Annotated in this window: 30 protein-coding genes and 2 tRNA genes; 15 read left to right on the plus strand and 17 right to left on the minus strand. The window is 65.1% G+C overall.

The annotated features are described in order from the left end of the window. Window positions 1–32: 32 nt before the first annotated feature. Together KF715_18405 and KF715_18410 are read right to left on the minus strand one after the other, a co-directional pair. A complete protein-coding gene (locus KF715_18405; protein MBX3738673.1) occupies window positions 33–1,199 on the minus strand; it encodes a rod shape-determining protein in 1,167 nt (388 codons plus the stop codon). 28 nt (window positions 1,200–1,227) lie between these two features. Beyond that, window positions 1,228–1,572, minus strand: coding sequence for a hypothetical protein (locus KF715_18410; GenBank protein MBX3738674.1), 345 nt, complete (start codon window positions 1,570–1,572; stop codon window positions 1,228–1,230). Between the two features lie 505 nt (window positions 1,573–2,077). Between KF715_18410 and KF715_18415 the strand changes: the two genes are divergently transcribed. From KF715_18415 to KF715_18440, 6 genes are all read left to right on the plus strand, one after another. After that, window positions 2,078–2,431, plus strand: coding sequence for a hypothetical protein (locus tag KF715_18415; GenBank protein MBX3738675.1), 354 nt, complete (start codon window positions 2,078–2,080; stop codon window positions 2,429–2,431). Between the two features lie 33 nt (window positions 2,432–2,464). Beyond that, window positions 2,465–2,806 carry a RebB family R body protein gene (locus tag KF715_18420; GenBank protein ID MBX3738676.1) on the plus strand — a complete coding sequence of 114 codons (342 nt, stop codon included), beginning with the start codon at window positions 2,465–2,467 and terminating at the stop codon, window positions 2,804–2,806. Next, a complete protein-coding gene (locus tag KF715_18425; protein ID MBX3738677.1) occupies window positions 2,803–3,402 on the plus strand; it encodes a hypothetical protein in 600 nt (199 codons plus the stop codon). Before KF715_18420 ends, KF715_18425 begins: the two co-directional genes overlap by 4 nt. After that, complete coding sequence (locus KF715_18430; GenBank protein MBX3738678.1) at window positions 3,399–3,710, plus strand: hypothetical protein; 312 nt, start codon at window positions 3,399–3,401, stop codon at window positions 3,708–3,710. Before KF715_18425 ends, KF715_18430 begins: the two co-directional genes overlap by 4 nt. Then, window positions 3,707–3,982 (plus strand): hypothetical protein, encoded by a 276-nt coding sequence (locus KF715_18435; GenBank protein ID MBX3738679.1) that lies wholly within the window; start codon window positions 3,707–3,709, stop codon window positions 3,980–3,982. The genes KF715_18430 and KF715_18435 overlap by 4 nt, the downstream gene beginning before the upstream one ends. A gap of 404 nt (window positions 3,983–4,386) precedes the next feature. Next, window positions 4,387–4,968, plus strand: a complete 582-nt coding sequence (locus KF715_18440) for a TonB family protein (protein ID MBX3738680.1) — start codon at window positions 4,387–4,389, stop codon at window positions 4,966–4,968. 41 nt (window positions 4,969–5,009) lie between these two features. On the opposite strand, the gene KF715_18445 is transcribed toward KF715_18440, so the two are convergent. Beyond that, window positions 5,010–7,061 carry a Zn-dependent oligopeptidase gene (locus KF715_18445; protein MBX3738681.1) on the minus strand — a complete coding sequence of 684 codons (2,052 nt, stop codon included), beginning with the start codon at window positions 7,059–7,061 and terminating at the stop codon, window positions 5,010–5,012. Between the two features lie 127 nt (window positions 7,062–7,188). On the opposite strand from KF715_18445, the gene KF715_18450 reads away from it, so the two are divergent. The 5 genes from KF715_18450 (at window position 7,189) to KF715_18470 (ending at window position 13,443) form a co-directional block, all read left to right on the plus strand. Further along, entirely contained in the window at window positions 7,189–10,548 is a 3,360-nt protein-coding gene (locus tag KF715_18450; GenBank protein ID MBX3738682.1) for a PD40 domain-containing protein, read from the plus strand. Between the two features lie 194 nt (window positions 10,549–10,742). Next, the gene (locus tag KF715_18455) at window positions 10,743–11,033 is read left to right on the plus strand and encodes a hypothetical protein (protein ID MBX3738683.1); all 291 of its coding nucleotides are present in this window, start codon (window positions 10,743–10,745) and stop codon (window positions 11,031–11,033) included. Continuing rightward, window positions 11,030–11,455 (plus strand): hypothetical protein, encoded by a 426-nt coding sequence (locus KF715_18460; protein ID MBX3738684.1) that lies wholly within the window; start codon window positions 11,030–11,032, stop codon window positions 11,453–11,455. The genes KF715_18455 and KF715_18460 overlap by 4 nt, the downstream gene beginning before the upstream one ends. Beyond that, on the plus strand, window positions 11,452–12,009 hold the full coding sequence (locus tag KF715_18465; GenBank protein MBX3738685.1) for a sigma-70 family RNA polymerase sigma factor: 558 nt from the start codon (window positions 11,452–11,454) through the stop codon (window positions 12,007–12,009). Before KF715_18460 ends, KF715_18465 begins: the two co-directional genes overlap by 4 nt. 66 nt (window positions 12,010–12,075) lie before the next feature. Further along, window positions 12,076–13,443 carry an NAD-dependent succinate-semialdehyde dehydrogenase gene (locus tag KF715_18470; GenBank protein ID MBX3738686.1) on the plus strand — a complete coding sequence of 456 codons (1,368 nt, stop codon included), beginning with the start codon at window positions 12,076–12,078 and terminating at the stop codon, window positions 13,441–13,443. On the opposite strand, the gene KF715_18475 is transcribed toward KF715_18470, so the two are convergent. Then, entirely contained in the window at window positions 13,430–13,822 is a 393-nt protein-coding gene (locus KF715_18475) for a hypothetical protein (protein ID MBX3738687.1), read from the minus strand. The genes KF715_18470 and KF715_18475 overlap by 14 nt on opposite strands. A gap of 308 nt (window positions 13,823–14,130) precedes the next feature. Between KF715_18475 and KF715_18480 the strand changes: the two genes are divergently transcribed. Next, window positions 14,131–14,221 (plus strand) — tRNA-Ser (locus KF715_18480). 69 nt (window positions 14,222–14,290) lie between these two features. On the opposite strand, the gene KF715_18485 is transcribed toward KF715_18480, so the two are convergent. From KF715_18485 to rpsB, 3 genes are read right to left on the minus strand one after another with little or no spacing between them, the layout of a single operon-like run. Continuing rightward, window positions 14,291–14,698: a DUF983 domain-containing protein gene (locus tag KF715_18485; protein MBX3738688.1), complete on the minus strand. Its 408-nt coding sequence runs from the start codon at window positions 14,696–14,698 to the stop codon at window positions 14,291–14,293. A gap of 54 nt (window positions 14,699–14,752) precedes the next feature. Beyond that, a complete protein-coding gene (locus KF715_18490; protein MBX3738689.1) occupies window positions 14,753–15,322 on the minus strand; it encodes an elongation factor Ts in 570 nt (189 codons plus the stop codon). A gap of 45 nt (window positions 15,323–15,367) precedes the next feature. Further along, window positions 15,368–16,261, minus strand: a complete 894-nt coding sequence (gene rpsB / locus KF715_18495) for a 30S ribosomal protein S2 (GenBank protein MBX3738690.1) — start codon at window positions 16,259–16,261, stop codon at window positions 15,368–15,370. 238 nt (window positions 16,262–16,499) lie between these two features. On the opposite strand from rpsB, the gene KF715_18500 reads away from it, so the two are divergent. After that, window positions 16,500–16,576, plus strand: a tRNA-Met gene (locus KF715_18500). A gap of 261 nt (window positions 16,577–16,837) precedes the next feature. Here KF715_18500 and KF715_18505 read toward each other — a convergent pair. From KF715_18505 to KF715_18525, 5 genes are all read right to left on the minus strand, one after another. After that, window positions 16,838–17,200, minus strand: coding sequence for a hypothetical protein (locus KF715_18505; protein ID MBX3738691.1), 363 nt, complete (start codon window positions 17,198–17,200; stop codon window positions 16,838–16,840). Between the two features lie 687 nt (window positions 17,201–17,887). Continuing rightward, on the minus strand, window positions 17,888–18,745 hold the full coding sequence (locus KF715_18510; GenBank protein ID MBX3738692.1) for a nucleotidyl transferase AbiEii/AbiGii toxin family protein: 858 nt from the start codon (window positions 18,743–18,745) through the stop codon (window positions 17,888–17,890). Continuing rightward, window positions 18,742–19,449 (minus strand): type IV toxin-antitoxin system AbiEi family antitoxin domain-containing protein, encoded by a 708-nt coding sequence (locus KF715_18515; GenBank protein ID MBX3738693.1) that lies wholly within the window; start codon window positions 19,447–19,449, stop codon window positions 18,742–18,744. Before KF715_18515 ends, KF715_18510 begins: the two co-directional genes overlap by 4 nt. 8 nt (window positions 19,450–19,457) lie before the next feature. After that, on the minus strand, window positions 19,458–19,724 hold the full coding sequence (locus KF715_18520; protein MBX3738694.1) for a hypothetical protein: 267 nt from the start codon (window positions 19,722–19,724) through the stop codon (window positions 19,458–19,460). A gap of 29 nt (window positions 19,725–19,753) precedes the next feature. Next, window positions 19,754–20,185, minus strand: coding sequence for a hypothetical protein (locus KF715_18525; GenBank protein MBX3738695.1), 432 nt, complete (start codon window positions 20,183–20,185; stop codon window positions 19,754–19,756). Between the two features lie 607 nt (window positions 20,186–20,792). Between KF715_18525 and KF715_18530 the strand changes: the two genes are divergently transcribed. Both KF715_18530 and KF715_18535 read left to right on the plus strand, forming a co-directional pair. Next, window positions 20,793–21,089 (plus strand): hypothetical protein, encoded by a 297-nt coding sequence (locus tag KF715_18530; protein MBX3738696.1) that lies wholly within the window; start codon window positions 20,793–20,795, stop codon window positions 21,087–21,089. 338 nt (window positions 21,090–21,427) lie between these two features. Beyond that, window positions 21,428–21,796 (plus strand): hypothetical protein, encoded by a 369-nt coding sequence (locus KF715_18535; GenBank protein MBX3738697.1) that lies wholly within the window; start codon window positions 21,428–21,430, stop codon window positions 21,794–21,796. 455 nt (window positions 21,797–22,251) lie between these two features. Here KF715_18535 and KF715_18540 read toward each other — a convergent pair whose 3' ends face one another. The 5 genes from KF715_18540 to KF715_18560 all read right to left on the minus strand — a co-directional run bounded on the left by KF715_18540 (window position 22,252) and on the right by KF715_18560 (window position 26,889). Next, a complete protein-coding gene (locus tag KF715_18540; protein MBX3738698.1) occupies window positions 22,252–23,448 on the minus strand; it encodes a phospholipase A in 1,197 nt (398 codons plus the stop codon). Further along, on the minus strand, window positions 23,445–24,959 hold the full coding sequence (locus KF715_18545; protein ID MBX3738699.1) for an efflux transporter outer membrane subunit: 1,515 nt from the start codon (window positions 24,957–24,959) through the stop codon (window positions 23,445–23,447). The genes KF715_18540 and KF715_18545 overlap by 4 nt, the downstream gene beginning before the upstream one ends. 122 nt (window positions 24,960–25,081) lie before the next feature. Further along, a complete protein-coding gene (locus tag KF715_18550) occupies window positions 25,082–25,597 on the minus strand; it encodes a hypothetical protein (GenBank protein ID MBX3738700.1) in 516 nt (171 codons plus the stop codon). An 82-nt stretch (window positions 25,598–25,679) separates the two neighbouring features. Beyond that, a complete protein-coding gene (locus tag KF715_18555; protein ID MBX3738701.1) occupies window positions 25,680–26,087 on the minus strand; it encodes a cytochrome c in 408 nt (135 codons plus the stop codon). Between the two features lie 76 nt (window positions 26,088–26,163). Then, complete coding sequence (locus KF715_18560; protein ID MBX3738702.1) at window positions 26,164–26,889, minus strand: ABC transporter ATP-binding protein; 726 nt, start codon at window positions 26,887–26,889, stop codon at window positions 26,164–26,166. Between the last annotated feature and the right edge of the window lies 1 nt (window position 26,890).

The following is a 26,890-nucleotide window of genomic DNA, read 5'->3' on the forward strand; positions in this document are numbered from 1 at the left end:
CCACACGCGAGCGCGCTACACCTAAAACGCACTCAGGCCAGCAGGTGCTGCCATTGGTCATCGCGCGCGCCGCGCGCCGCCTTGAGCGCGCCGATCGCGACGTAGCGTTTGAAATCCTGGCCGGCCAGCCGGACCTTCGGCGCTTCGTAGCCGTCCTTGGTCAGTCTTTCCTGCAGGACCGTGTCGATGCCGCGAATGCGGCTGCCACCGCCCGTGACGACGATGTTCTGCAAGAGTTGCGCGACCGAGTCGGACGGCGCGCGGGCGATGAGCGTCGCGAGCGCCGGATAGATTTTGTCGAGCAGGCGATTGCAGGCGCGACCGACGATCTCGCCCAGATCGAGCGTGTGCGCCTTGCCGCCGATCAGCACCTTCACCTCGATCGGCTTGCGAATGGGGCCGACATACGAGTGCTCCTCCTTGATCGCGCGGATCGTCCCGCGCGTGAGGCCGTTGTTCGGATAGATGCGCTCGAGTTCGTCCTCGATGATCTTGTCGATCGCGTCGCCGGCGAACGGCATGCTGATCTGATCCTCCGCCGTCGGAAAGAAACCCTGGATCAGGCAGAGGTCGCTCGTGCCGCCGCCGATGTCGACGAACAGCGAGTTCGTCACCGGATCGGGGTAGTTCGGCTGACCGAGCCGCGTATCGTCGCGGAAACCGAGCGCCGCGAGAAACGGTTCGGGGATCAGCAGGACGCGATCGAACACGCCCGCCGCGCACGCGCGGATGTCCTCGCGCGCCGGATCGCCGGCATTGGCCGGCACGCCGATCACGGCGCGGATTTCCGCACCGCCCGCTGGATCGACCACCGCGCGGATGCGCTGGACGAAATCACGTGCCGCGTCGCGATGCGCGATGATCCCGTCTTCGAGTGGCGCGACCATCCGCAGTTGCAGGCGGTGATTGAGCGCCTCCTCGCCGATCAGTGTCGTGGCATTGCCGGCGATGATGCCGTCGACCAGACCCTCGCGGGCGTAGCCCACGACGGAGGGGATCACTTTGCTGACGGTGGTGTCGCGCGTCTCGGCCGGTCCGGCGAGCACGCAGGAGGCGTTCGTGCCGAGATCGAATCCGACGAGGATGCGCCGACGCTCGCCTCCGCGGCGGGGCGCCGCGCTGTCGGCGGGACGATCGATGTTGGCGGGGATGGCGGCGGCCGGAACCTTCTTTTCAACGGGAGCAGTGGCTGTGGTCATAGGATTGGGATGGTGGGTTGAATGAAAATCAGCGGCTCGCTCCGCGCCTGACGGCGCGATCCCCCGCGAGCATCGCATCGAGAAAATCGGCAATCTCCAGCGAGCCGCCCGGAGGCGCGGTCTCGGCCGCCGGTCGGCTCCCGCCCGGCACCGCAGCGGCGCGCGGCGTCGCGTGCGCCGGAGTCGGCCAACGCCCCGCGAGTTGCTGAATCAGCAAATCCGCGATGATCACCGCCTCCGCCGCGCGCGCCGATTCGGCGGCAAAAATCCGATCGATCTCAGCCTGGCTCACGGCCGTATCGCCGTGCGCGGCGCGCATCGCCGCGATGGCGGCCGCAAGGTCGGTTCGCTCAAGGCGGTCCGCTTCCGCCACGTCGCCGCGCTCGCGCAGGACGCAAATCCGGCGAATGAGGCGCGTGAGATCGTCCCGGCCGCTGTCGCTCGAAGGAGAGAACGAGAGGTGAGGTGTGTTCAAAGCGATGACGGCCCATCGACTCGGCGAGACGAAGAAGGTTCGGGAGAAATTTTTCCGCGCGGGTGCCGTGCCTTGCCGGCAGCCGCGGCGCGCCACCCGCGCCGTCGGCGTGCTTCGCCGCCGGCCGGCCGTCTTTCACTCGGAGCGATGCGGTTATTTTCAAAACGTCGGCACATTTGCGCACGCACTGCACCTCCGGCCTGGGACATTTCCCCATGACGTTTCCGTCTGATCTCCCGCCGGACAAATACCGTGCCGCACGCGCCGCGGCTGACCGCACCCGCCCTCGACCGCCTGAGGGATTTTCGCGGGGTTCCTCGGTTGACTTCGGCGACGCGCTCCGACTTTCTCCCGCGCACACGGGCCATGGCTGTCGCTCCATCAGCGACGCTTCCACGCCACCATGCCTTCGTCAGACCCTTCCGCGCCCGGCTCGTCCGCCGGCGCGCTCCCCGACGAGATCGTGCAGAGCATTGCCATCGCCAATGCCACGACCATCGCCTCGCAGCCCGCCATCCTCGCCAACCTGGGCCTCGCCAACGAAATCCTGAACGCGAACCTGCAACAGCAGGCCCAGATCGCGCAGCAGCAAGCCGTGAATCTTCTCACGCTCGCCATCGTCGCCAAATCCGTCGCCACGATCCTGCGCGACAATCCCGCCGGTGGCGCAAGCACCGCGGAGATCCAGGAACTCCTCGCCGTCCTGAAATCGGTGCCAGCGTCCGCGCCCGCGCCCGCTTCAGCTCCCGCCTCCTAACCCCTTCAACCTCCACCCTTACTCCCTCCTCCCATGCCCGACGCCCCCATCACCGCCCCCAATCCCCTCAACGAGACCGCCCTGGTCGTCGCCATCACCAACCTCAAGAGCATCGCCGAACAGCCCGCCATGCTCTCGAACCTCGCGTATTCGAACGTGATCGCGAACACCAACCTCTCGCAGCAAAACGCCGTCGCCAATCAGCAGGCGATGAACGAACTCGGCATCTCCATCGTCGGCAAAACGGTGAACAAGGTCTCCGACCTCGGCCCGCTCGAGGCCCGCTCCGCCGTCGATATCCTCACCAACAACGAATACGCCCAGACGATCGCCGACCTCAAGGCCACCCTGCAGGCGTTCAACAGCAAGTCGTGACCTTTGCCGCGTCCAAGCGCCGACGACCGAGCGCCACTGCCGCACTCGGCTCGCCGGCCACTCTGGCGGCCAAGCAGCCGGGCGCGTGGCGGGACCGCCCGCTGCCGCCCAACGCGCCCGCGCAGCCGTATTGCGTGCGCCCGCCCGTGCAGCTGCGCGTGGTCAACGCCACACCCGCCCAGTTGCGCGCCGCACTCGCGCAAATCGCCGTCGAGGAGGCACCGGCGGGCGCGCAGGCGACAATTCCGCGACCGCCCGCCCCCGCGCGCGCGGCATTGCCCGACCTCAGCCGCGCCGTGCTCGATCGCGCGCTCGCCACGCTGCACACGCCCACCGCGCTCGCCGAGCGGGTGGAGCACTACATCGCACCGCGCAACTCCGCCCACACCGACCCCGCTCCGGTGCCCAGCGCCATCGCCGCACGCCTCGCCGAAGGCAACGGCCGCATCAGCGGCGGCGGCACCGCCACCGATCCCTGGGCGTGTTCCGACTCGCGGCCGCTCTACCTGACCGCACCCGCGACGATTTGCTTCGTCGGCCTCGCGGCGAACCAGTTGAACCTCGCCGAGATTTTCGGCCTGCCCGCAACCCCGTGACTTCCCTGGCCCCGGAGCGTCCGCTCCCGACTTGCGAGGAAATCGCCCGCGATCTCGAGCGTCGCGGACGCGCCGCCGCGGCGGCGACGGCTCAACTCTTCCGTCTGCGCGAGCATCAGCGCACATGCGCCACGGGTCCGCATCGCGTTTTTCATTTTCCCGCCACGCGCCAGCTCGTCGTCCTCCGCGACATTGCCCAAGTCGAAGGCGCCGCCTGCGTGCACGAGTGCGATTCGTTCGCCGCCGCACTCGCGTGGACCAACCACCGCCTCGCCGCCATTCTGGCCACCTCTGCTCCGCGCCCATGAACACCCCGCTCTCCCCGCATCAACGCGCCAAGCTCGCCCTCGACCTGCTGGCGCAACTGCGCCGGGCCGCTCCGCAGTCGCGCCTCGCTCCGCTGCCGGACGCTCCGGCGCTCGCCCGCGAGGTCGCGACTCACGCGAAAGACCTCAGCCACGCGCTCGCGACCGTCGTCCAAACCGGCGACGCCACCGCCCAATCCACCCACGTCATCGCGCAGGCGCTCGGCGCCCAACACGCTGCCGTCCGACAGGTGCTCGGCTTGTCCAAACCGTAGGTCATCTTGCGCCTGCGGCCGGTGTCCTTTGCCGCATTTACGTCGCGCCGAACCGCTGACGGACGAACCGCACCATCGACACACGACCTGCGACGCGACGGCAATTTTCGCACTATAATCTTCCGGCGACGTCTTCCGCGTCGCCGCTTGTTTTCGCCAACCGGCAGACGGATAGTATGGCACCGCGGGCACGTTGGCTGCCCCTCGGAGAGAATCGGCAGACAGCGCGCACCCACCCCGGGCCTGCGCCCGGGCGACTTGATGCCCCCAGTCCGTCACGCCCATGAAAACTCCGCGATTCCTCGCCCTCCTCGCGCTCGCGGCGCCGCTCCTCTGCCCCGCGGGCCAGAAAACCGCCCCCCCACGACACCGTCTCGCTTCCCGAAGTCGCGTTCCCCATTCAAATGCTGCGACGGGGAGTCACTCACGGCGAAGTGCAGGCGATCCTGAAAATCGGCCCGGACGCCCGCCTTCAGGACACGCTGGTCACCGCCTACACGAACAAAGCTTTTGCCGACGCTGTCCTCGCTGCGCTGCCGCAGGGCGTCTTCCGTCCCCGTTTGGTCGATGGCCGCCCGGTCACCACGATCGCAGCGGTGACGGTGCGGTTCGAGGTCCAAGGTCTGCTCGTGATCGAACGCTTCGCGAGCGACGACGTCGAATTCCGTCCCGGCGTCCTCGCCTACCAACCCTGCGACCCGACACGCCTCGACCAACCGCTGCAAACAATGTTCGCGCCCTCGCCTGGTTATCCGCGCGAGCTGCGCGACCAAGCCGTGCAAGGTCGCGTGGAGCTCGAATACTACGTCGACGAATCCGGCCGCGTCCGCGTGCCGATCGTCACCCAAGCCGGCAACGACACGCTGGCCAGCCTGAGCCTCGCAGCCGTCGAACGGTGGCGCTTCGTGCCGCCGTGCAGCCAGGGCCGGCCCGTGCTGGTGCGCGTTCGCCAGACGTTCCTCTTCCAGCCGGCGGCGGAGAGCTGAGCGTTCACATCCAGTCCCTCATCGCACGGACGCTGGAGTCGTCACCGGCGTCCGATGCCCACGGATTCGAGAAACGCGTCCTGCGTCGGCGCCCGGCCGAGGAACTTTTCCACCGACTCGTTCACGTCGCGCGTATGCCCCACGGCGAAAATCTCGTCGCGCAGCCGGCGACCGGCGGTCGCGTCGAAATAGCCGCCCGCGCAGCGCGGGAAAACTCCCGCCACGTCGAGCGCCAGCACCTTCGCCCAAAGATAGCCGTAGTAACCGGCGTCGTAGCCGGCAAGGTGACCGAAATACGCCACGAACGCCGTGTCGGGCGTCGGCGGTGTCACCACACGCGTGAGCGTGTCGTTGCCCATGCGCACGACGTCCACCGCCTGCGCACCTGCGGCGTCGAGCGCATGCAACCCGAGATCGATGAGGCCGAACGCGAGCTGCCGGCGCGTGGCGTATCCCTCGGTCGCCTGCCGCGCGTGTTCGAGCGCGGCGATCGTTTCGGCCGGGACCTTCTTCGTCGCATCGCGGTAATCGGCCGCGAAGGTGTCGAGCACGCCCTTGTCCCACGCCCAGCATTCGAGCGCCTGCGACGGCACCTCGACGAAATCGCGCGGCACCGCGAAAGCGCTGAAACTCGGAAAGCGCGCGCGGCTGAGCAACCCGTGCAACACGTGGCCGAATTCGTGAAACAGCGTCACGACATCATCGTGTTTCAACAACGACGGCTTGTCGGGCGCGGGCGACGGGAAATTGCACAGCAGCGCCATCACCGGCAAATCGTAGCGACCGTCAGGCAGCACGCCGCCGCTCTTTTGCGGAAAACAGGCGAAGTGGTTGAACTTCCCCTCGCGCGGAAACATGTCGAGGTAGCACGCGCCGAGCACTTCGCCGCCGCTGTCGCCGACGACCCACAGCTGCACGTCCGGCGCCCACGCGTAGGGCGGCTCGACGCGAGTGAACTGCAAAGCGAACACGCGCTCGAACGTCGCGAACATCCCGTGCAGCACCGCCTCGTAGGGGAAGTAGACGCGCAGCGCCTCGTGATCGACGGCGTAGCGCTGCTTCATGAGCTGGTTGAGAAAATAGCTCACATCCCACGGCTCGAGCGTCGCATCGGCCCGGCCGGTTTCAGCAACCTTCAATTCGCGAAGCGTCGTCAGCTCCGCCGCGAGCTTCGGCTGCAAACCCGTCACGAGCTTCTCCTCGAAGCCGATCGCGGTCGCCGCGTCCTTCACCATGCGCGTCTCCGTCTGGTAATCCGCCCAGTTCGCGTAGCCGAGGCGGCGCGCGATCTCGGCGCGCAGCGCCACGAGCTGCTGGAGCACCGCGACGTTCTTCTCGCGCGCGAGATTGCCGCGCAGATGCGAGAAACGTCGCCGCGTCTCGGGGTCGCGCGCGTTCTGCATCAGTGTCGTCGCATGCCACGTCACATGCGCAGCGACGCGATAGCGGCCATCCGGCTGCTTCACGCCCGGCGCTTCGAGAAAACTCTCCGGCACGCCCGCGAGTTCCTCGGCGGTGAAGTCGAGCGTCGCACGCGCCTCGTTGATATTCACGCCGAACTCGGTGTTCAGCGCCGCGAGTCGCTTCTGCAATTTCTCCACCTCCGCCCGCTCGTCCGGCGGCAGTGCGAGACCGGCGCGGCGGTAGTCGCGCATCGTGAAGTCCACCAGCCGCTGCTCCTCCGGCGAGAGGGCAGGGCGTGCATCGGCGACGGCTTTCAGCGCACGGTAAAGGTCTTCGCGATACGTGACGCCCACCGACCACTCCGAAAGTTTCACGTTCACCTCGTTCGCCGCGTCGCGCATGGCACGATCCGGGCTCGACTCGGCGACGGTCTGGACTTTCGCCGCTTCGTCGTTCACGCGCGCGAGCGCCGCGTCGACCGCGGCAAAGGTGTTCGCGAAGGTCCGCTGTGCACCGTCCACTGCAGCGACGGCCGCCAACGCGGCATCGGCCTCGCGGACGGCGGTCTCGGCCTGCGCACGGACTTCGTCGGCGCTCGTCGGATAAACGACGAGCTCGAGGCGAGCACGGTGTTGCGCGGCGCGGGATTGGAAATCGGCCAAAGTGACGGGAGTCGGACGTGGAGCCATTGCGAAGGAGGTTGATCGGCGAAACGACAGCTCACATCGCGCTTTTCGCCCCAGCAATCCTTTTGGGCGCGGCGCTCGTCCCGTTTAGCTTTGCGGACAGCGAGCGGAGGCATTTGCTCGTCCCCCTATGAAGTTCTTACCCCGCACGCTGCTGGCGCTGGCGCTCACGGTCACCGCCCTCTTCGCGCAAACGCCGCCGGATCAGACGCGCCTCCTGCGCTTCCCGGCCACCAACGGTTCGCAGATCGTCTTCAGTTATGCCGGCCAGCTCTACACGGTCGGCATGGAAGGCGGCGTCGCGCGCCGCCTCACCGACGCACCCGGCTGGGCCGTCTTCCCGCGCTTCTCCGCGGACGGCTCGCAACTCGCCTTCACCGCGCAATACGACGGCAACACCGAAGTCTACGTGATGCCCGCCGACGGCGGCACGCCGCGCCGGCTCTCCTACACCGCGCTCAACGGCCGCGACGACCTCAGCGATCGCATGGGACCAAACAACATCGTGCTCGCGTGGAAAAACACCACCAACGAGGTCGCCTATCGCGGTCGCTGGACCGATGCGAACGACTTCCTCGGCCAGCTCTACACCATCGGCCTCGACGGCGACGTGCCACAACAACTCCCCGTGCCGCGCGGCGGTTTCCTCAGCTTCTCGCCCGACGACACGAAGATGGCCTACAACCGCGTGTTCCGCGAATTCCGCACCTGGAAACGCTACCGCGGCGGCATGGCCGACGACGTCTGGATCATCGACCTCAAGACTGGCGCGCTCGAAAACATCACCAATAATCCCGCGCAGGACATCATCCCGATGTGGGCCCCGAACGGCCGCATCTATTTCCTCTCCGACCGCGACGGCCACCTGAACCTCTTCTCCTACGACCTCACGACGAAGAAGACCGCGCAACTCACGACGTTCAAGGACTACGACATCAAGTTCCCCTCGCTCGGCAAAGGCGGCATCGTCTTCGAGCAGGGCGGCCTCATCTGGCATTTCGATCTCAAGACCGAAAAGGCCCGCCAAGTCGCCATCACCGTGAAGGAAGACATGGCCATCGCCCGCGGCGGCGTCGTCAACGTCTCGAAATACATCGCCGGCGTGCAACCCTCGCCCGATGGCAAGCGCGCCGTCGCCGTCGCCCGCGGTGAGATTTTCACCGTCCCGGCCAAGAACGGCCCGGTGCGCAACCTCACGCAAACCTCCGGTGTGCACGAGCGCGACGCGTCGTGGTCGCCCGACGGCAAATGGATCGCCTACCTCTCCGACGCCACCGGCGAAAACGAAATCTGGATCCGCCCGCAGGATGGCCGCGGCGAGCCGCAGCAGATCACGAAAGGCGCGACCACTTATTACTACGCGCCCGTCTGGTCGCCCGATAGCAAGAAGCTCCTCTGGGGCGACCGCGAGCAACGCCTGCAATTCGTCGACGTGACCACCAAGGAAGTCACGCTCATCGAGAAGAACGACACCTTCGAGATCACCGACATCGCTTGGGCGCCCGACAGCAAGTGGGTGGGCTGGATTTCACCCACCCGTGGCAGCTACCCGAAGGTCCGCCTCTACTCGGTCGACGAAAAGAAAGCCATCGACGTCACCGACGGCTGGTGGTCCGTGAGCGATGTGAACTTCAGCGACGACGGCAAATGGCTGCTCTACGCCTCCGGTCGCGACTTCAACCCGACCTACGGCGTCACCGAGTTCAACCACATCTACCGCGACTGGGAACGCATCTATCTCGTCGCCCTCGCGCAAGGCACCGACTCGCCCTTCAAGCCGAAGAGCGACGAAGTCGAGATCGCCAAGGACGACGACGTGAAGGAAAAGCCGATCGCCGACAAAGCCGTCGCCGAAGCGAAGGAAGAAAAGAAAGACGCCAAGGACGCCGCGCCCGCCGCCGACAAGAAGGACGGCAAGGACGCGAAGAAGAAGACCGTGGTCGTGAAGGTTGACCCGATGGGCTTCAACGAGCGCACCATCGGCCTCCCGATCGCCGCGTCGAATTACGGCAATATCGAGATGGTCGGCGACAAGGTCTATTACCTGCGCGTCGCCAATCCGTTCGGTGGCGGCGGCACGATGTTCGTCTACAATCTCAAGGACCAGAAGGAGACCGAGCTCGGCACCGCCAACGGCTTCGCCGTCACCGCCGACCGCAAGAAGATGCTCGTCTCCGCCCAGCGCGAATTTGCGATCATCGATTTGCCCGCCGCGAAGTTCGAGCTGAAGGAAAAACTCAACCTCGCCGGCCTCGAGATGAAGCTCGATCGCGTCGCCGAGTGGAACCAGATCTACAACGAGGTCTCGCGCCAGATGCGCGACTTCTTCTACGCGCCGAACATGCACGGCAACGACTGGCCCGCGCTGACCAAGAAATACGGCGCGCTCGTCCCGTCCGTCCGCCACCGCAACGACCTCAACTATCTCATCGGCGAACTCATCGGCGAACTCTCCGCCGGCCACGCCTACACCGGCGGCGGCGACCGCGTGAACGAGGCCCCGCGCATCGCCACCGGCCTGCTCGGCGCCAAGGTCTCGCGCGATCCTCAATCCCGCGCCTACCGCATCGACCACATCGTGCCCGGCCAGAATTGGGAAAACGGCCTCCGCTCGCCGCTCACCGAGATGGGCGTCGATGTGAAGGAGGGCGACTACATCCTCGCCGTCGACGGCAAACCTGTCGCCGCGATGCAGTCGATCTACGCCGCGCTCGTCGGCACCGTTGGCAAACAGGTCGTGCTTCGCGTGAATTCCAAGCCCGTCGACGACGGCGCGCGCGACGTCACCATCGTCCCCATCGGCGACGAGAAACCGCTCTATTATCAGGAGTGGGTCGCGAAGAACCGCGACTACGTGGCCAAGAAAACCGACGGCAAGGTCGGCTACATCCACATCCCCGACATGGGCCGCGACGGCCTCAACGAGTTCGCCAAGCAGTTCTACCCGCAGCTCGACAAGAAAGCCTGGGTCATCGACGACCGCGGCAATGGCGGCGGCAACGTCTCCCCGCAAATCGCCGAGCGTCTCAGCCGCACCCTCGACTTCTTCTCCGTCGGCCGCAACGGCCAGCCCACCGCGAACCCCACCGCGATGGCCCTCGGACCGAAGGTTCTTTTGATGAATGAATTCTCCGCGTCCGACGGCGATATCTTCCCGTATCGCTTCCGCGAACGGAAGCTCGGCCCGCTTATCGGCAAACGCAGCTGGGGCGGCGTCGTCGGCATCCGCGGCTCACTCCCGATCGTCGATGGCGGCTCGCTCAACCGCCCGGAATTCGCCAACGGCTTCGACAAGGACGGCAAGAACTGGGTCATCGAAGGCCACGGCGTCGATCCCGACATCGTCGTCGACAACGATCCGTGGAAGGAATTCCACGGCGAGGACCAGCAGCTCGACAAGGCGATCGAGGTCATCCTCACCGACTTGAAGACCAAGGGTAAGGAAATCCCGCCCACCCCGCCCTATCCGAACAAAGCCGCCGGCTCCTGAGCCGCGCGCCAACCTCCCCGCCCTTTCACGAGAGCCGGTCACCCGACCGGCTCTTTTCTTTGGCCGCTTGGAAGGTAGCCCGCGACCTCCGGGCGCGGGTCCGCCCGCCGCGACTCTGCCGCCGCCCGCGCTACCCGACCCGCCCACCAAACAATTTGCCGAGGGTTTCCCTCCCCTCCACCGTATCACTTCGCATGACGCCTCCCGATCCACTCCGCTCCCTGCTGAAACGCTGGCAGCATGAGCCGTCGCCCGCGCCCGACTTCGCCGCCGGCGTGTGGGCGCGCATCAACGCCGCGCGAAAGGACGAACGCGTCGTGGTCGCCTTCCGTTGGGCGCTGCCCATCGCCGCCTCGCTCGCGCTCTTTCTCGGCATCGGCGCCGCTCGCCTCCAAGCCCAGCGCGCGCACGCGCAGCAGATGGCCGATTTCTACGTCCGCACGGTCGATCCGCTCCAGATGGCCGACCACGGCGACCACAAATGAAGCGCTGGCTCGCACTGCTCGCCGTCGTAGCGCTGGTCGGTGCGGGCTCGTATGCGCTCACGCGGCTCTTCTGGCCCGCTCCGCCAGCCGATGAGGATCAAGTCACCTGGATCGCGCGCGAGTTCAGTCTCACCGCCGAGCAGAAGGGTGCCGTCGAGAAACTCCACCACAACTACCTGCCCATCTGCTCCGACCACTGCGCCCTGATCGTCGACGCGCGCGAACGTCTCGCCGCCAAGCCTGGCGACGCCGCGTTGCAAGCCGAGGTCATCCGCCTCGAACGCCAGTGCCAGCAATCGACGCTCGCGCACGTCCGCCAGGTCGCGGCCTGCATGGCGCCGGATCAGGCGCGCCGCTTCCTCGCGCTCGTCGAGCCGCGCATCCTGCATCACGATCACCACGCCGCCTTCGGCCTGAAATGACGCCCGCCGCGGAGCCCAGCGACGAAGAGACGATGCTCGCTCTCCAACGGGGCGAGCAACTCGCATTGAATCGCCTCATGGCGCGCTGGGAGCGTCCGCTGCGCAGTTTTCTCTATCGTTCGACGCGCAACGAGCACGACGCGCTCGACCTCGCGCAGGAAACCTTCGTCCGCGTCTACCAACATCGCGCCCGCTATCGCGCCGGGGCGCGCTTCTCGACGTGGATGTTCCAGATCGCGCTCAACCTCGCGCGCGACCATGCCCGCCGCGCGCACCGCCGTCCGACCGATGCGCTCGAGACCGCGCCCGAACAGTTCACCGCGCAAACTCCGCGCCGAGCCGTGGCCGACGCCGAGGCCGCCGCCGCTGTGCGCGCCGCCGTCGTCGAGCTGCCCGACGACCTGCGCGAAGCCGTGCTGCTTTCCGAATTTCAGGATCTGTCGCACGCCGAAATCGCCGAGATCGTCGGCGCCACGCCGAAGGCCATCGAGACCCGCCTCTATCGCGCGCGGGAGAAATTGCGCACGCTCCTCGCCCGTTATCTCAACGACTGAGGGCGCTGTAGCGGTTGCCGAGCATTGCCGTTCGACATGGACGCCCGCTCCGCCGAACGTGCGCGCATGGCAATCGTCACCTCGGATCCGGCCACCGGCCGCCCGCTCCGGCGCTACCGCGAACACGACGCGCGCACGGTCGATCGCGCCCTCGCGCGCGCTACGGCGGCGTTTGTCGATTGGCGCGCGCTGAGCTTCGCCGCCCGCGCCCGGCACCTGCGCGCCGTCGCCCGCGCGTTGCGTCGCGATGCGCCGAAGTTCGCCACGCTAGCCACGGCCGAGATGGGCAAGCCGGTCACGCAGGCGCTCGCCGAGATCGAGAAATGCGCGGCGAATTGCGAGCATTTCGCCGCGCACGCCGCCGCCCTGCTGGCGGACGATCGACCGGCCGGCGCGCCGACGCACCGCTACGTCTCCCACCAGCCGCTCGGCGTGGTTCTCGCGATCGAACCGTGGAATTTCCCCTTCTGGCAGGTCTTCCGCGCCGCCGCGCCCGCCTTGATGGCGGGCAACACGATGGTGCTGAAGCACGCTTCAAACGTCACCGGCTGCGCGCTCGCGATCGAGCGCGTCTTCACCCGCGCCGGCGTGCCGCGCGGAGTTTTCCAGGCGCTCGTCCTGAGCGGAACTCGCGCGGAGAATTTGGTGGCGGATCCGCGCATCGCGATGGTCACGCTCACCGGCAGCACCGCCGTCGGCCAGCGGGTGGCCGCGCGCGCCGGCGCCGCGATGAAGAAAGGCGTGTTCGAACTCGGCGGCAGCGACGCCTACGTGATCCTCGCCGACGCCGATCTCTATCTGGCCGCGGAGCTCTGCGCCGAATCGCGTCTCTACAATAACGGCCAGAGCTGCGTCGCGGCGAAGCGCTTCATCGTCGTGCCGACGGTCCGCGCTGAGTTCGAGGCGAAGCTCGTCGCCGCGCTCGCGCGTCGGCAGCCCGGCGACCCGCGCAACGCGACGACGCAACTTGGCCCGCTGGCGCGCGAGGACATCCGCCGCGAACTGCACGCGCAGGTCCGCCGCAGCGTGCGCGCCGGAGCGCGATTGCTGCTCGGCGGCAAGTTGCCGCGTGGTGCCGGCTGCTTTTATCCGCCAACGGTCCTGGCGGGCGTGCGCCCGGGCATGGCAGCGTTCGACGAGGAATTATTCGGACCAGTCGCCGCGATCGTGCCGGCGCGGAACGAAGTCGAGGCGATCGCGCTCGCCAACCGCACGCCCTACGGGCTCGGTGCCGGCGTGTTCACGCGCGACCGCGCGCGCGGCGAGCGCATCGCGCGCACGCAGCTCGAGGCGGGCAATGCGTTCGTGAACGAGTTCGTGCGCTCGCATCCGACGCTGCCGTTCGGCGGCGTAAAGCAGAGTGGCCACGGCCGCGAGCTCGGCGCGTGGGGCCTGCGGGAGTTCACCAACGTAAAAACGATCAGCGTCCGCTGACGTCCGGCGAATCGACCGGCGGATGCGAGTCCGCCGTGCCCCAGGTCTCCTCCATGATCAGCCGGACGCGCTCCGCCGAAACCCGCAGGCGCAGCAGGCGATGCAACACGCCGCGACAACCGGAGGCAGTGTGATACTCGCCCGCCTCGGCATGAAAGAAGCGGCGGCTGCGCAGATCGCCGACGCTACGCAGAAATTCGCGATCAGCAGCGAAGTAGTCGGGCAGCGCCGCGAGCATGCCCCGGAAGGGGCGGGCGTGGAAATACAGCGCACGCGGGAGCAGATGCTCCTCGAATTCGGCAATGTTGATACCGTGTAACGAGCAGTAGCGCTCGCGAAAAGACAGGCCCATGTCAGTCGTGAGGGGGTAAGGTGACATTTCACGACAACTGCGCCGGCTCACCTGCGCAATACCGCCGATACCCCAGCCGTTAATCCGGCATTCCTCCCACTTTTCGCCGCAGCCGGCCGCACGGCGACCGTCGTTTTGCAATTGTCATAACCGGCGTGGCGCGGCGCGCCGTGTTGCCCGGCGATTTCCAGTCTGCATCGCGTTTGTCGAACAACGATGACTGAGCGGCCGCGCTTTTGCGCGGCTGGGACCGCGACGCGCAACGCCCGCCACGGAACCTCAAAATTCTGCTTCCGTTTTCGTTCCGGCGGTCTACGTTTTCGCGCCTTGCTTCCGGAGAGGTGGCAGAGTGGTTGAACGCGCCGCACTCGAAATGCGGTTTAGGCTTATACCCTAACGTGGGTTCGAATCCCACCCTCTCCGCCAGTTTCCAAAAATCCGCCGCGCTCGTCGCCGGCGGATTTTTCATTGGCGCGATGGGCGCGAGCGATCCGGTCAAACGTTCTCGTCCTCGTGTCCGGACAGCTCGCGACGGTTGGCGGGCAGGTGCTGCGGCAGGAAAAAATAATAGAGCATCAGCTGCCAGCTGCGCGACGAGCGGTAGAGCAAGAGCGGGACGAGCAACGCCGCGACGATGGCGGCGACCGCCGCGACCGTGCTCCCGAGCACACCGTAATACCACAGCAGTGCGATCGGAGTCAGGAAGACGATGCAGGTGACGCCGTAGTTCAGCGCCATCGCGCCGAGGAAGAAACCTTCCTCGCGCTCGAGTTTCAGTCCGCATTGCGGACACTCGCGATTGAGCTCAAGCGGCTTGGCGGGTTTGAAAAGCGTCTGGCCGCCACAATTGGGACAGCGGTTGGTGAGGCCGCGTTGGATGATCTGCTGCTGCGTGACGCGCATAAATGAAAACGCCCCACCTTACGGTGGGGCGTTCGGGAAAGCAAAGCGCGGACTTTAGGCGCCGAGCTGGAAGCGGACGAAGCGGCGGATCACCATGTTTTCGCCGATGGTGCCGACCTTCTCCTTGAGGAGGTCTTTGATCGTCTTGTCCGGGTTCTTCACGAAGGGCTGATCGATCAGGCACACTTGCGAGAAATACTTCTCGAGTTTGCCTTCGACGATCTTCTGCACGGCAGCGGCGGGCTTGCCCTCCATCTGCGCAGCAGCGATGTCGCGCTCCTTGGCGAGCTCGGTCTCCGGCACCTGCTCACGCGAAACATAGAGCGGGCTGGTGGCGGCGATCTGCAGGCAGAGGTCGCGGCAGAAGGCCTTGAAATCGTCGTTCTTGGCGACGAAGTCGGTCTCGCAACCGACCTCGACGAGAACGCCAACCTTGCCGCCGACGTGGATGTAGGACTCGATGAGACCTTCCTTCGTCGAACGGCCGGAGAGCTTGTCGATCTTGTTGCCGAGCTTCTTGCGGAGGAGCGTGATGGCGTCCTCCATGTTGCCCTTCGTTTCGTCGAGGGCCTTCTTGCATTCGAGCATACCCGCGCCGGTCTTCTCGCGGAGTTCTGCCACCATACTGGCTGTAACAGCGGACATTTGAGTAATCGGTTGGTTGAGAGCTTAGACTTCTTCCGTGGAAACAGTGGACTTCTTCGCGCCGGCGGTGCGGCTCGTGCGCTTGCGCGGGGCGACGCCGGGCTTGTCGGTGACGAGCTCCTTCACGTCCTGCGGGAGGGCGACGACCTTATCGAGCGCCTCGTCGGCGTCGGCGGGAGCAGCGGCGGCGGCGGCGTCAGCGGCGGCCTTCTCGGCGCGCTGCACGCGGCGGGTTTCGCGGTGCGCGAGGCCGGACTGGATCGCGGCGACGACCGTCTCGACGACGATGCGGATGGACTTCGCGGCGTCGTCGTTGCCCGGGATCGGGTGCGAGAGCTGCGTCGGGTCGGAGTTGGTGTCGACGAGGCCGACGCACGGGATGCCGAGGCGCTTGGCTTCGGCGACGGCGATGGCTTCGTAGCCGGCGTCGATCACGAACATCGCGCCCGGGAGGGCGGAGATGTTGGCGATGCCGTCGAAATTGCGGGTCATGCGCGCCATCTCGCGGCGGATCGCGGACTCTTCCTTGGAGGAGAACTTGGCGAGTTCGCCGGAGGCGTCTTGCGCCTGATACTTCTTAAACTTGGCGAGCGACTTCTTGATCGTCTCGAAATTGGTGAGCGTGCCACCCATCCAACGCGTGGTGACGTAGGGCATGCCGGTCGCGGTCGCGGCCTCCTTGATCATTTCCTGCGCCTGGCGCTTGGTGCCGACGAGGAGGACTTCGTCGCCCGAGGCGACGAGGTTCTCGAGGAACGCGCAGGCCTTTTCGAGGGCGCCGTGGGTCTTCTCGAGGTCGATGATGGTGATGCCCTGGCGATGACCGAACACGTAGGGCTTGGAGCGCGGGTTCCAACGCTTGGTCTGGTGACCGAGGTGGACGCCGGCATCGAGGAGGTCTTTGGGAGTGACGTTCATGGGATCTATGTATGTCGAATACACAGGTCGGCCAACTGGGCCGCCTTGCGATCAGACTGTGCCGCGAGCGCTGCCCCTGTTCAGACAGAGCGCGCGACGAGTTTCTGTTGGGTGGGTTGAAGGAACAGGAAGGGCCAAAACAGAGATGGCGCGCGAGTGGAGCAAGACCTTTCTCCAAAAAACTCAAAATCGCCGTTGACAGCGCAAAACGCGGTTCGCACGTTGACCGCTCGCTTGTTGCAGGGTGGAGCAGCCTGGTAGCTCGTCAGGCTCATAACCTGAAGGTCGTTGGTTCAAATCCAACCCCTGCACCCAATTTGAAACCCCCGGAAACTGCTCCCGGGGGTTTCTGCTTAATGACTTGCGCGATTTTCGAAAGAGCGGCTGTCCGCGTGCAACCAAGCGCAACGCGAGGCAACTTTGAGACACAGAAGCCAAAGAAAGGACCCAAGTTTTTCGAGGCAAAAATCAGGCGTGTTCTCCGACCCACAGGCGCCGCACCTGAGTTTCTCCCTCTGAACATCAACAAGAAGGCCACCCTTCACCGGGTGGCCTCAGGGCGAGACGAGCGTGCCTCTAAGCGGCCGAGGCGACGGCACCAATACCCCGGCTCCCTCTGGAGAGGGATTCGGGTGCCGTTCCAGCCTGCGCAAGTCGCGTAATTTCGTTGAGCCGATAGCGCAACGTTCCGGGCAGAATCTCCACCGGATTCAGCATGCCATCCTTGGTCATCCGCCAGATGGTGACTCGGTTCACGCTAAGCAGCTCCGCAGCCCGCTTCTGGGTCACGAGCAGGCGCTCACCATCTGCCGCTACGGTCGCAGAAACGACGCCAAGATCACCGTTGAGCAGTCGCTGCACGAACCCGCGCTCCGCCTCACTCAACGACGAATCAGAGGTCATCACCGTTTGCAGAATGGCGCGCGTGGTCGGATTCACGACAACATCATCGCCAGCGCCTTGATCGTCTCAAGCGTGCCGGCCTGCCGAAATTGCGGGGCACGGCTTACCCCGAATGCGGTAGATTCGCAGCCAATGGCTGCACCGGTCAGGTTGGACCCAACTCCGCCAGATACTGCATAAGACTGTCGTAGTTGATCAGTCGGATTCCGCGAACGGCTCCACGCTTCCGCAGCACGACGCTCTTCACCGGGGGCTTGTTTCCGTTGGCTGGTCCGGGGATCGTCAACTCGTTCAGCGTGCTGCGAGAGAGCCCGGTGTAAGGGCACCGATGGCTAGGCGCAGGCAGACGAATCCACTCGGGTTTTGGAGCCGTCCCAACCAGGGCGTCAGTCGTTTGAGTTTTCGGGTTCATGGTCCGGCTATAGACACGCCGGCGACGGTCTGTGCACTCGGGCCGCCCATTCGAATCACCCTGAGTCCCCTTCTCGGGAGCCGCATTTCCTCATGTTCACGAAAACCCGGTTGTTCACGTTTACGTGAACGCCGGCAAAAAAGTGAACGCCTGGCCTCGGAGAGCTGTAAGAAAAATACCCCTGTTTTTCTTACATATTGCCGACAACCAATCCTAGCTAAATCACTATACTATAGCCGCTAGCGATGACTAACCGGCGCTGGAGGGTTGCGCCCCGAACCCGAATGGTTTCAGCGACCCATCAAGCGCCATTACGCGCGAAACAGGGGCTCCAATTGGCCCCGAATCGCCACGACCACTTCAGCAAATTGTCCAGGCAGACCGGTGAGGCTGTTACGGCGAATGAACGCAGCCCACTGCGTCTGCTTGGTCGCGTCGTTGGCGAACGCATCGCTCAACGGGTCCGGCCACACGGGCAGCGGCGTCTGTCGGCGGGCGAAGGTCGCTTCGATTGCTCGGCGGAGCGTGGGGCCGTCGAGTTGAAAGCGTCGCGTGAGAAACCACACGTCGTGAAAGTCCTTCATCCGCGTGTTGGCGATGCCGAGCTTCGCCATCGCTTCGAATTTCTCCGCCACGACCGTGTAAACGGGATACGTGCGCACCTGCGGCGCCGGGAAATCCAGCAGCGTGGGAAAACTCGCCGTCTCCGGCGCGGGCGTGACCGCATCGCCGACACCGACATCGACTTGGACAGGCACCTCCGCCGGTCCGAGTTTGGCCATGATCCGGACGCGGACACCACCATAGGTGTTCTCCTCCCGAATATCCTCGGCGCGAACGGAAGCGGGATCGAACACCAGGCCATCATCCACAACCGGCAGCGTCACGACCTCCTGAAACAGCTTTTGGAGATCCTCCTTCTCCGAGGGGCCGAAGCCCAGCAAATCGAGGTCCCGCGTCGGGCGATGCGTCTTCTCGTCCCAGACGACGAACAGCATCGCTCCCTTCAGCAAGAAGCGGTCGGCATAAGCTGACTGGCTCAGACGAAAGAGCAGCCGCTCGATCCCGTAGCGCAGAAGCAGCAGGTTGAAATCGTCATCGCGGCGGGCGGCTTCGTTCTGCAATCGCACCTTCACCGATGCCGCCAGATTCTTCGGTGCGGCACTCATGTCAGCATCTCCAGATAAGGCTGCATGATTCGGCTGACGCGGCACACCGCCGCCGCCGCCGCGAGATCCTTCATGGAGAATTTCTTTCCCCGCCAGCCTTCCCGCAGCGCCTCGACCGCAACATCGAGGCCGTATTTCTGCCGATACTTGAAGCAGTCGGCCACCGTCTTCGCCGGCGAGTAAACCCGCACGGTTCCCCCGGTGAGGGTGTGCTCTTCGATCCCGAAGGTGTAGGCCGAACCGGAAAACTGGGCGAAGCGAAGCGGCAGGCTCACGCCACGCGGACGATTGCTGCCGCGCGGCAGCGCGAGCCACACCTGATGCGGCGATTGCGTCCCGATCCCGTGAAATTGCAGCGCGGAGACCAGGCAGACGACACCACGCGGCACCCGCTTGGCCGCTTCCACCAGAGATTGGTTTTGGTCGCCGTCGAAGCCCGCCGAGGCGTAGAGCCCACGTCCAAGCTGGCGGACTTGCTCCTGGCTCACAAGACGACGCAGATACTCGCGAGGGTAACCGGCCACGACCATGTCGCGGGCACGGAACACCCCCAGACGGCTGGCGTGGTCGCCGGCAGCCTTGAGGAGAGTCATGGTGTTACGTTCTATTTTCACTTCCTCATTTATGGTGTGAATACGTAACAATGACTCAAGGCGAAAAACCCGCCATGAGGATACGAGGATTCTCAGGGATGACTTGTCCATAAACGACTTCAGGCCAATTCGTTGAGGTAACCCATCAGGCTGTCGTAGCTGATCAGCCGGATGCCCCGGAGCGCACCCCGCTTGCGAAGGACGACGCTTTTGACGGGAGGAGTCCCGGCGTTGGCCGGGCCGGGGATCGTCAGCTCGTTGAGGGTGCTCCGGGACAGTCCCGTGAACCGGCACCGGCTACCGGGAGCCGGCAGACGGAGCCATTCCGGTTTCGGCGATTCGCGAGCAATGGCAGCGTGGGGAGAAGGAAGGGTCGCGTTCATGATTCTTCGTTTCGGTTGAGATTGAGTTGGGTTCAGACGCTCACCGTCAGGGTGGCCTCATGACGGAGTTCCATGCGCATGGCCGCGCGCGCCTGGACCTCGCCCGCGAGCTGTTCGATCATCGCGTCATGAAACCGGTTCGCGCGGTGGTGCACGGGAAACCCGAAGTCAGTCTTCTCCGTGCGCCACTCCACCGATGCGACCATGCGCTGATCACGGTGATCGAGGAGGCGAACGCCGCCGCCTTCGAAAGCTGGCGCCTGATTCAGGAACGCCTCGACCGCCTCCGGCGCCGAGTCGGTGCGATAGCCAGGAAGGAAAAGCCCGGCGCGGTTCTGCCGATAGATTTGATAATGTGCCACCGTCGCTTCCGCGTCGGGGCCGGTGATGGATGATGTCGTGTGGTTCGTTTTCATGGATGAGTTGGGTTTCGCTGCATCCATCTCTGCGACTCCCGGCGTCATCCTCAATCGAGCGGCCCTGCCGAAATCGCGGGGCGAATCCTACACCGGATTCGGTAGGCCCTGAGCATCGGGCGAAGCCTGCCGATCCATCACCTTGGAGTCATGCGACTCCCCACAAACCGAGCGGTGCCTGCGGACCCAAAGCGGCCGGCACCAGCCGACCGTCAGGCGAGGTCACTCCGGACTTCAGCACCGCGAGTCGCGCTGACCGTGTGGCTCGTCCTCGTCGGCGGGAGTCATCACCGCCGGCAGGGTCGTGAAAGGTCGTCACCCCGGACCAGGCGAGACCGTTGCGGAATTTCTCCGGTTTCACTCTCCCACGCTCCGATCCGGTGGCGGCACGGAGCACCCCGGCAGCGCTGCATGCGGTCATGGCTGCGAGCGGTCCGCGTTCTTCCGGGCAACGCCGCCAAAGCGGCACGTTCTTTTTTCCGGGATCGTTTTCGCTCTCTCTGGCGGCCCCTCCAGCCGGCCCGCCGCTGCGCGGACGGGGAACGTTTGGTTCCCCCTTGAAAGGAATCCTCCCAACCGCCCCTCGTCCCGGCCGGCACCCCCGCCTTGGGGCGAGAGAGCAACTCCGCTCCCTTACAAACAAAAAAGGAACTATATGCCCTCCAAGACCGCTCAACCCGCCTCGCCTGCCAAGGCCACCACCAGCCCCAAGCTGCCGGTGAAAACCTTCCGCCTCGGCCGGATCAAGGCCGCCGTGTGGGAGAACGAGACCGATCAGAAGAAATTCTACAACGTGACCTTCGCCCGGACCTACGTGGACGACGCCAAGAACTATCACGACACCGACAGCTTCGGCCGTGATGACCTCCCGCTCGTCGCCAAGCTGGCCGACCAAGCCCACACGTTCATCTTCGACCGCCTCGCGGAACTGAAGTCCGAACAGAGCGAGTGACGCTCGCCACCACGGCGGCCGGTAACCCCGGCCGCCTTTTTTGTGTCCTCCGGCGACGCTCCCAACCGCCGAACCGACGCTCGCTTCGCTCGAATCTTCTAGCGACTGCCAGCCGCTGGTTTCGCCATTTTACACCCGGTCAAGGTAGTATCGCTGCGCGATCTCCACCACGCGGAATCACTCCGCTTCCCCCTCGTTGGTCCTGCTGCGCAGGACACGGCCTCGGCGCTCCGTCCACCGCTTTGACTTTCGGGTGTGGGGCGAAAATCGCCAATCGGCAGTAGGCGATAAGGTCACGAGACGTGATGCACGCCCCACGGGCCGAACGGCATGAAACCATGTCCTGTGGAAATCCGTTCGGGGAAACGATCTATTCCTACTCCCGCGCCCAAGCCATCGAGGACGGCGTCCTCGTTGACCTGAGCCAGGCCGACTCCATCCGCCAACACTGGAAATACCCCTTCGCCTGCACCTCGGCGGTGTGGGCCATCATCGAGGGGGCGCTGCAACAGCCCGGCCAAGATGTTTCCGGCATCTGCCACGACATCTCCACCATGGCCAAGCTCGCCATCCGTAGCGCAACGGACCCGGAGCTTGTCCGGTTCAGCGTCATCATCACCGGGCGGACGCACGCTCTTAAACTGCATATCGGCCCGGGCGACACCGCGGCTCCGGTCCTCACCCTCATGCTTCCTTACGAGGACTGAACGAAGGGGCTTCGGCCCCTTTTTTCGGCTGACGATGCAACGTCACGACACACCTTCTTCTATGCGCGCGGCGGCGTCATTGATCTCGAGCGCCACCTGCACTGTTTGCACCGCGTTGAGAAACGGGTTGAGATTGGTCCTCTGAAAAACGAAACTGATGTGCTGTTGGCAGAACGCCCGCAGGATCTACGCGTGCCTGCGAACCGTTCAGCACAGACACGCCGCTGATCGCGACCTGGCCTGCGTGTGGGTGGATTGATTAGGCCGATGGCCGTCAGTCGGGTCAATTTGTCCGCGCCGCTGAGGCCAGACGCCGAGTAGCCGAGCAAACTCGACACGGCCGAAATCGCGGCGATCAACGCGGCGCGGGAAGCGGGGCCAGCCTCCGGGGCGATACGCGATGCCGTGTTCGAAAACAGATCAGATGAAACAAGCGCCTGCCTGAATTTCCTCAATCACCGCAAACGCACCAAGGAGAATCCGGCGCGCACGGTCTCGGTGCGTTGATCGTAAGAGCGCAGGCTTTCGCCATCGCCGCTAAAATACTGCACGGTGAAATACGTGGCGAAATCGAGCAGCTTGCTTTGCACGGGGATCGTGAAATCGATCTGGGTGCTGAAACGGTCGAACGCTTTTCCCGCCCGCCCCGTATAGGTGAGTTTCGCCCCGTTGCCCTTGCCGAGCGCGATCATCCACTCGGCGTAGCCGCGATAGTCGGTCAGATCGGGATTGTCGGACAGCCCGCCGACATAGACCGAGACCTTTGGGCTGACAATGAGGTGCCAGCTCTCGGACGATCCAATCATCACGCCACGCCGGAAGAACAGCGTGTTGAGACTGCGCGAGTCCGGGACGTTGCGACCATTCGATTCGTGCTGATAGCCGGTTTGAAAACCGAGCCACGTCACCAAGCCAGCGTTTGCGGTCGTCGCCGGGGCGAACGACTCGTAAAACAGCGACGGCATGTAGCTGGTGTCGTAGAACGGGCTGGAACGGGCGTCGATGTCCCAGAGCGAGCGCTGGGTGTAGCCGAACTGGAGCGTGCGCAGCGCGCGCTCCCGATCGCCCTCGCCGAAGCTGCGGAGGCGGTATTTGAAGCTAAGCTGAAATTTGGCCGCCGGAGCATCGGCTCCGTAGAGGAAATAAATCGCCTCATGCGCGCCGAAGTGGTTCCAAAAGGTTCGGTCGATGGAAGCAACCGCCGGGGCGACCGAGGCGGAAACGTTGGCAGGTCCCGGAGGATCGCTTGGGCGAACGGCCTCCCTGCCCTGCGCCAGAATCACCGCGCGCATCGGCGCGGAGTTGTGACCGGCGATCTCCAGGAAAACGAGACCGCTTACATCGAGCGGCAACACGAAAACATAGTTGCGACAGGCGAATGCGCCGGCCCGGACAGTTGTCGGCGCCGCAGCGTCGGCGTGCAGTTCGACCGGGATTGATCGCTCACCGGCGGTCAGCTTGCCCGCGACCAGGGGAGGCGCGTTAAATGGGGTGTCACCGGCCGTTGGATTGAAGCCCACGAGCGCGACGCGCACCGGCGCTCCGGGAGCGACCGGGTCGGCCGGCGACACCAACGTGGTGATAGCCGCGTCTTGTCCGGGCAGCAGTCGCGCGCCGGCAATAAACAGGACTGCAAGCAATGGACCTTTCATGGCGCAGGGGGACGAGTTTGGATCACGTCTGGTGTCGATGGACTGGATGCCGTGTTGGCCGCCAGAATCGCTCCGTCGCGCGACGATCCGCCTCCCATGGCTTGATAAAGTGCGGCGGTATCGGCCAGTCGCTGCGCCTGGGCCGCGATCAGGTTGATACGGGTTTGTTGCGCCTGCTGCTCCGCGCCGAGCAATTGCAGGTAGCTGGCCGCGCCCAAGGCATATTGTCGTCGCATCGATTGCAGGGACTCCTGCGCAAAGGCATCGGCGGCGGCTTGGGCGGCCAGGGTTTGGGCGTCGTTGTCCAGCGCGCGCAGCACGTCGGCGACGTTGCGCAGTGCCTGCAGCACGGTCTGCCGGTAGTTCGCAGCGGCGGCATCGAACGCCGCCAGCGCCGCTCGTTTCTCCGCAGGCAGTCCGGGATTGAGCAAGGGCTGCGTCAGTTGGGCGACGAGCCCCCAGGCCAGTGAGCCGCCGCCGAACAGGCTGGCGGTGGTGAGCGCCTGCGAACCGAGATTCCCGCTGAGCGAAATCCGTGGGTAGAGCTTGGACACCGCGACACCGTGGTCGGCGTTGGCGGCATGCAGCAGCGCCTCGGCCGCCTGGATGTCCGGACGCTGGCGCACGAGTTCCGATGGCACGACGAGCGGCAGATCGGCCGGCAGGGTGAAATCGTCCAAGGCGAAGGACGGCAGACATCCGGCTCCAGGTGCCTGGCCGGCGAGAACGGCGAGCAGATGCTGATTTTGTTCCAGCCGGTTGCGCAACGGCGGAACGCTGGCCCTTGTTTGCTCGACTTGGGTTTGCAACGCCAGCAGGTCATCCTGTGAGGCGTGGCCGAGTTCCAGGCGCCGGCGCGCGATCTCCAGTTGGGCTTCCTGTGCCCGCAGAATGGCTTGGGTGGCCTCGATCTGGCTGGCCAGTTGGGCCTGGGTGATGGCGGCGGTGGCTACATTGGCCGCCAGGGTCAGGCGAGCGCCTTCGAGCTGGAAGCGTTGATAGCCGGCTCGGGCGGCGAGGGCTTCCAGCGCGCGCCGGTCGCCACCGGCGAGATCAAGGTTGTAGCGCACGCCCACCGAAGCGTTGTAGAGATCGAACACGCGCGCCTCGCCGCTTTGTCCCAAGGCCGCGGGGTTGAAACGCTGACGCTGCCCGCCCAGACTGGCATCGACCCGGGGATACAAGGTCGAGCCGGCTTGCGCCGCGTAGGTCTCCTGGACCTGACGCAAGGTCGCCTGCGCCGCGGCCAGCGTGGGGCTGGATGCCAGCGCCCGGTCGATCAGCGCATCGAGCTTCGGCGATCCGAGCGCCCGCCACCATAGCGCATCGACCGGCGCACCGTGAACGAAACGCTGGGCACCGCCGAGTGTCGTTGGCGACGATGCAGTCTGCGCAGGCACCGGCGTCGTGGTGTAGGCGGCCACCTCAGGCGCTGCAGGCCGTTGGAAATCGGGGCCGGCGGCACAGCCGGCCAACCCCGCCGCGCCAATCGCATAACAGACCCAGCGCATGCTTGCTGGAATCCCGGAGGGCAACAGCCCACCGCGCACGAGCACGAAGAGAAGAGAGCGGGGTCCGGGAACGGGTGACACCCGAGCGGGGCGAGTCACGCGGAATCGTGGCCAACGCGGGCTCATGGTTCGACTCCCATCAGAGGGCTCCAGCCCGGATGATCGAAGTAATTTGGGTATCCGCGCAGCGCCTGGGCCAGCTTTGCAACGCCATCGTCGGATCGTGGATCCGCGGCCACCAATGCCGCGCCTTCGATGAGCCCGGCGATCAGGGCGTGCAGAGTCGCATCCGCCTTGGGCACGAGCTTACAATTCTGGATGAGGTAGGTCACATTCTCCTGAACGGAATCCGCCAGGGCCTTCGCCTGTTCCCGGGTAAGGTTGCGCCGGTTGTGGGCGACCAGCACGGGAGCGACCGCGTCGCGGATGCGTTGCATGCCAAGGCGCAACGGTTCGTCGGTCGCCCAGCGTTGGCCGTCATTGAGTGAAAGCACGGCCGCACCATGGTCGTCATGCCCGGGCGTGTGGCCATGACCTTGATGGAAATGGGTCCAAACCGCATAGCCGATGACAACCAGAACAAAGGCGAGCAGGCCGGCCACGAACGGCCGACGAAGTTTCTGGACGAATGGATTCATGGGGAGGCCTTTCTTTGTTTGGAGGGATGATAAGCGACGGGAGTCGTTTCAGATGCAGGAAGGGGATCGCGCGGCGGCGATACTATCGTCGCCGCACCCCGTAGAAATGCTCCTGGAATGGCCTGCGAAAACTCTGGTGGCAGGCGAGACAGCTGATTTGCATTCTTGCGAACGCAGAAATCACAGCCAGTCCATCCTGGCGCACAGCCGCCTGCCCCAGTTCCCGCGCGGCCAAGCGGGTATTCTTGTCGTGGCCCTTGAACTGGCCGGCGTCAGTGCCGACGAATCCTAGAATGCGCGCCTTTTCGGTCAACGGTGGCTGAGGATGATCGGCAATCAGCGGGGCGGTCTTGCCCACGAGTTCCCAGTCTTCTCGGGATATGCCGTCGGTGATGATCTGCATGTTCTGCCCCATCTCTCGCATGATCCTGCGCAGAGCCAGCGATTTTGCCGCCGGATCACTGGCTCCGGCGGCGATACTGGCGGCCATGAGGAGCGAGCCTATCGCGCCTGCGGCGGCACCGGTTGTGAAGGTAGGTCTGAATTTCACGGCATGCTCCCGGATGTTATTTGGCTGAAGGTTGGTCGAAACCACGGCCTTCGCCGGCTTCCTCGTAGGTCACGCCGTCGCGGATGTGGTAGATGCGTTTGAAGGTCGGGATGATCTTCTCGTCGTGAGTGACGACGATGATCGCGGTGTCAAAGCGGCGCGCCATGTCGTTGAGAATGCGCACGACAGCGAGCGCCCGCTGGCTGTCGAGCGGGGCCGTGGGCTCATCGGCGAGAATCACCGGTGGGCGATTGACCAGCGCTCGGGCGATGGACACGCGTTGCTGCTCGCCGCCGGAGAGTTGCGACGGCATGGCTTTGGCGCGATGCGCGACGTCGAGCGCCCCGAGCAGCTCCAGCGCGCGCTTCCGGGCTTCGCCGTTGGGCAGCCCAGCGAGCATGGGCAGCAGCGCCACGTTGTCGATGACGTCGAGAAACGGGATCAGATAGGGGGCCTGAAACACGAAACCTATCTTGTCGCGGCGCAGTTCACGTAGATCGGAAATCTTCCAGCCTTGGTCATAGATCACGTCTTCGCCCAGCGACATGCGGCCGGCGGTGGGCTCAATGACGGCGCCCAGGCATTTGAGCAGGGTGGTCTTGCCGGAGCCCGAGGGACCAACCAGCCCGACGACCTCGCCCGGAGCGACCCGCATGTCCACGCCCTTGAGCGCATCGACGGCGGTGTCGCCTGCGCCGTAGCGCTTGCGCAGCCCCTCAATCTGGATGCCTCGCGAATGCATG

Source organism: Candidatus Didemnitutus sp., assembly GCA_019634575.1.
In the GTDB taxonomy this organism is placed as follows: domain Bacteria; phylum Verrucomicrobiota; class Verrucomicrobiia; order Opitutales; family Opitutaceae; genus Didemnitutus.

Excerpts from the sequence above, each read along its gene's own strand:
- KF715_18405 (MBX3738673.1), bottom strand. The coding sequence starts at position 1,199 with ATGACCACAGCCACTGCTCCCGTTGAAAAGAAGGTTCCGGCCGCCGCC.
- KF715_18415 (MBX3738675.1), top strand. The coding sequence starts at position 2,078 with ATGCCTTCGTCAGACCCTTCCGCGCCCGGCTCGTCCGCCGGCGCGCTC.
- KF715_18420 (MBX3738676.1), top strand. The coding sequence starts at position 2,465 with ATGCCCGACGCCCCCATCACCGCCCCCAATCCCCTCAACGAGACCGCC.
- KF715_18435 (MBX3738679.1), top strand. The coding sequence starts at position 3,707 with ATGAACACCCCGCTCTCCCCGCATCAACGCGCCAAGCTCGCCCTCGAC.
- KF715_18440 (MBX3738680.1), top strand. The coding sequence starts at position 4,387 with ATGCTGCGACGGGGAGTCACTCACGGCGAAGTGCAGGCGATCCTGAAA.
- KF715_18445 (MBX3738681.1), bottom strand. The coding sequence starts at position 7,061 with ATGGCTCCACGTCCGACTCCCGTCACTTTGGCCGATTTCCAATCCCGC.
- KF715_18450 (MBX3738682.1), top strand. The coding sequence starts at position 7,189 with ATGAAGTTCTTACCCCGCACGCTGCTGGCGCTGGCGCTCACGGTCACC.
- KF715_18455 (MBX3738683.1), top strand. The coding sequence starts at position 10,743 with ATGACGCCTCCCGATCCACTCCGCTCCCTGCTGAAACGCTGGCAGCAT.
- KF715_18460 (MBX3738684.1), top strand. The coding sequence starts at position 11,030 with ATGAAGCGCTGGCTCGCACTGCTCGCCGTCGTAGCGCTGGTCGGTGCG.
- KF715_18465 (MBX3738685.1), top strand. The coding sequence starts at position 11,452 with ATGACGCCCGCCGCGGAGCCCAGCGACGAAGAGACGATGCTCGCTCTC.
- KF715_18470 (MBX3738686.1), top strand. The coding sequence starts at position 12,076 with ATGGCAATCGTCACCTCGGATCCGGCCACCGGCCGCCCGCTCCGGCGC.
- KF715_18475 (MBX3738687.1), bottom strand. The coding sequence starts at position 13,822 with ATGTCACCTTACCCCCTCACGACTGACATGGGCCTGTCTTTTCGCGAG.
- KF715_18485 (MBX3738688.1), bottom strand. The coding sequence starts at position 14,698 with ATGCGCGTCACGCAGCAGCAGATCATCCAACGCGGCCTCACCAACCGC.
- KF715_18490 (MBX3738689.1), bottom strand. The coding sequence starts at position 15,322 with ATGGTGGCAGAACTCCGCGAGAAGACCGGCGCGGGTATGCTCGAATGC.
- rpsB (MBX3738690.1), bottom strand. The coding sequence starts at position 16,261 with ATGAACGTCACTCCCAAAGACCTCCTCGATGCCGGCGTCCACCTCGGT.
- KF715_18510 (MBX3738692.1), bottom strand. The coding sequence starts at position 18,745 with ATGAGTGCCGCACCGAAGAATCTGGCGGCATCGGTGAAGGTGCGATTG.
- KF715_18515 (MBX3738693.1), bottom strand. The coding sequence starts at position 19,449 with ATGGACAAGTCATCCCTGAGAATCCTCGTATCCTCATGGCGGGTTTTT.
- KF715_18525 (MBX3738695.1), bottom strand. The coding sequence starts at position 20,185 with ATGACGCCGGGAGTCGCAGAGATGGATGCAGCGAAACCCAACTCATCC.
- KF715_18530 (MBX3738696.1), top strand. The coding sequence starts at position 20,793 with ATGCCCTCCAAGACCGCTCAACCCGCCTCGCCTGCCAAGGCCACCACC.
- KF715_18535 (MBX3738697.1), top strand. The coding sequence starts at position 21,428 with ATGTCCTGTGGAAATCCGTTCGGGGAAACGATCTATTCCTACTCCCGC.
- KF715_18540 (MBX3738698.1), bottom strand. The coding sequence starts at position 23,448 with ATGAAAGGTCCATTGCTTGCAGTCCTGTTTATTGCCGGCGCGCGACTG.
- KF715_18545 (MBX3738699.1), bottom strand. The coding sequence starts at position 24,959 with ATGCGCTGGGTCTGTTATGCGATTGGCGCGGCGGGGTTGGCCGGCTGT.
- KF715_18550 (MBX3738700.1), bottom strand. The coding sequence starts at position 25,597 with ATGAATCCATTCGTCCAGAAACTTCGTCGGCCGTTCGTGGCCGGCCTG.
- KF715_18555 (MBX3738701.1), bottom strand. The coding sequence starts at position 26,087 with ATGGCCGCCAGTATCGCCGCCGGAGCCAGTGATCCGGCGGCAAAATCG.
- KF715_18560 (MBX3738702.1), bottom strand. The coding sequence starts at position 26,889 with ATGCATTCGCGAGGCATCCAGATTGAGGGGCTGCGCAAGCGCTACGGC.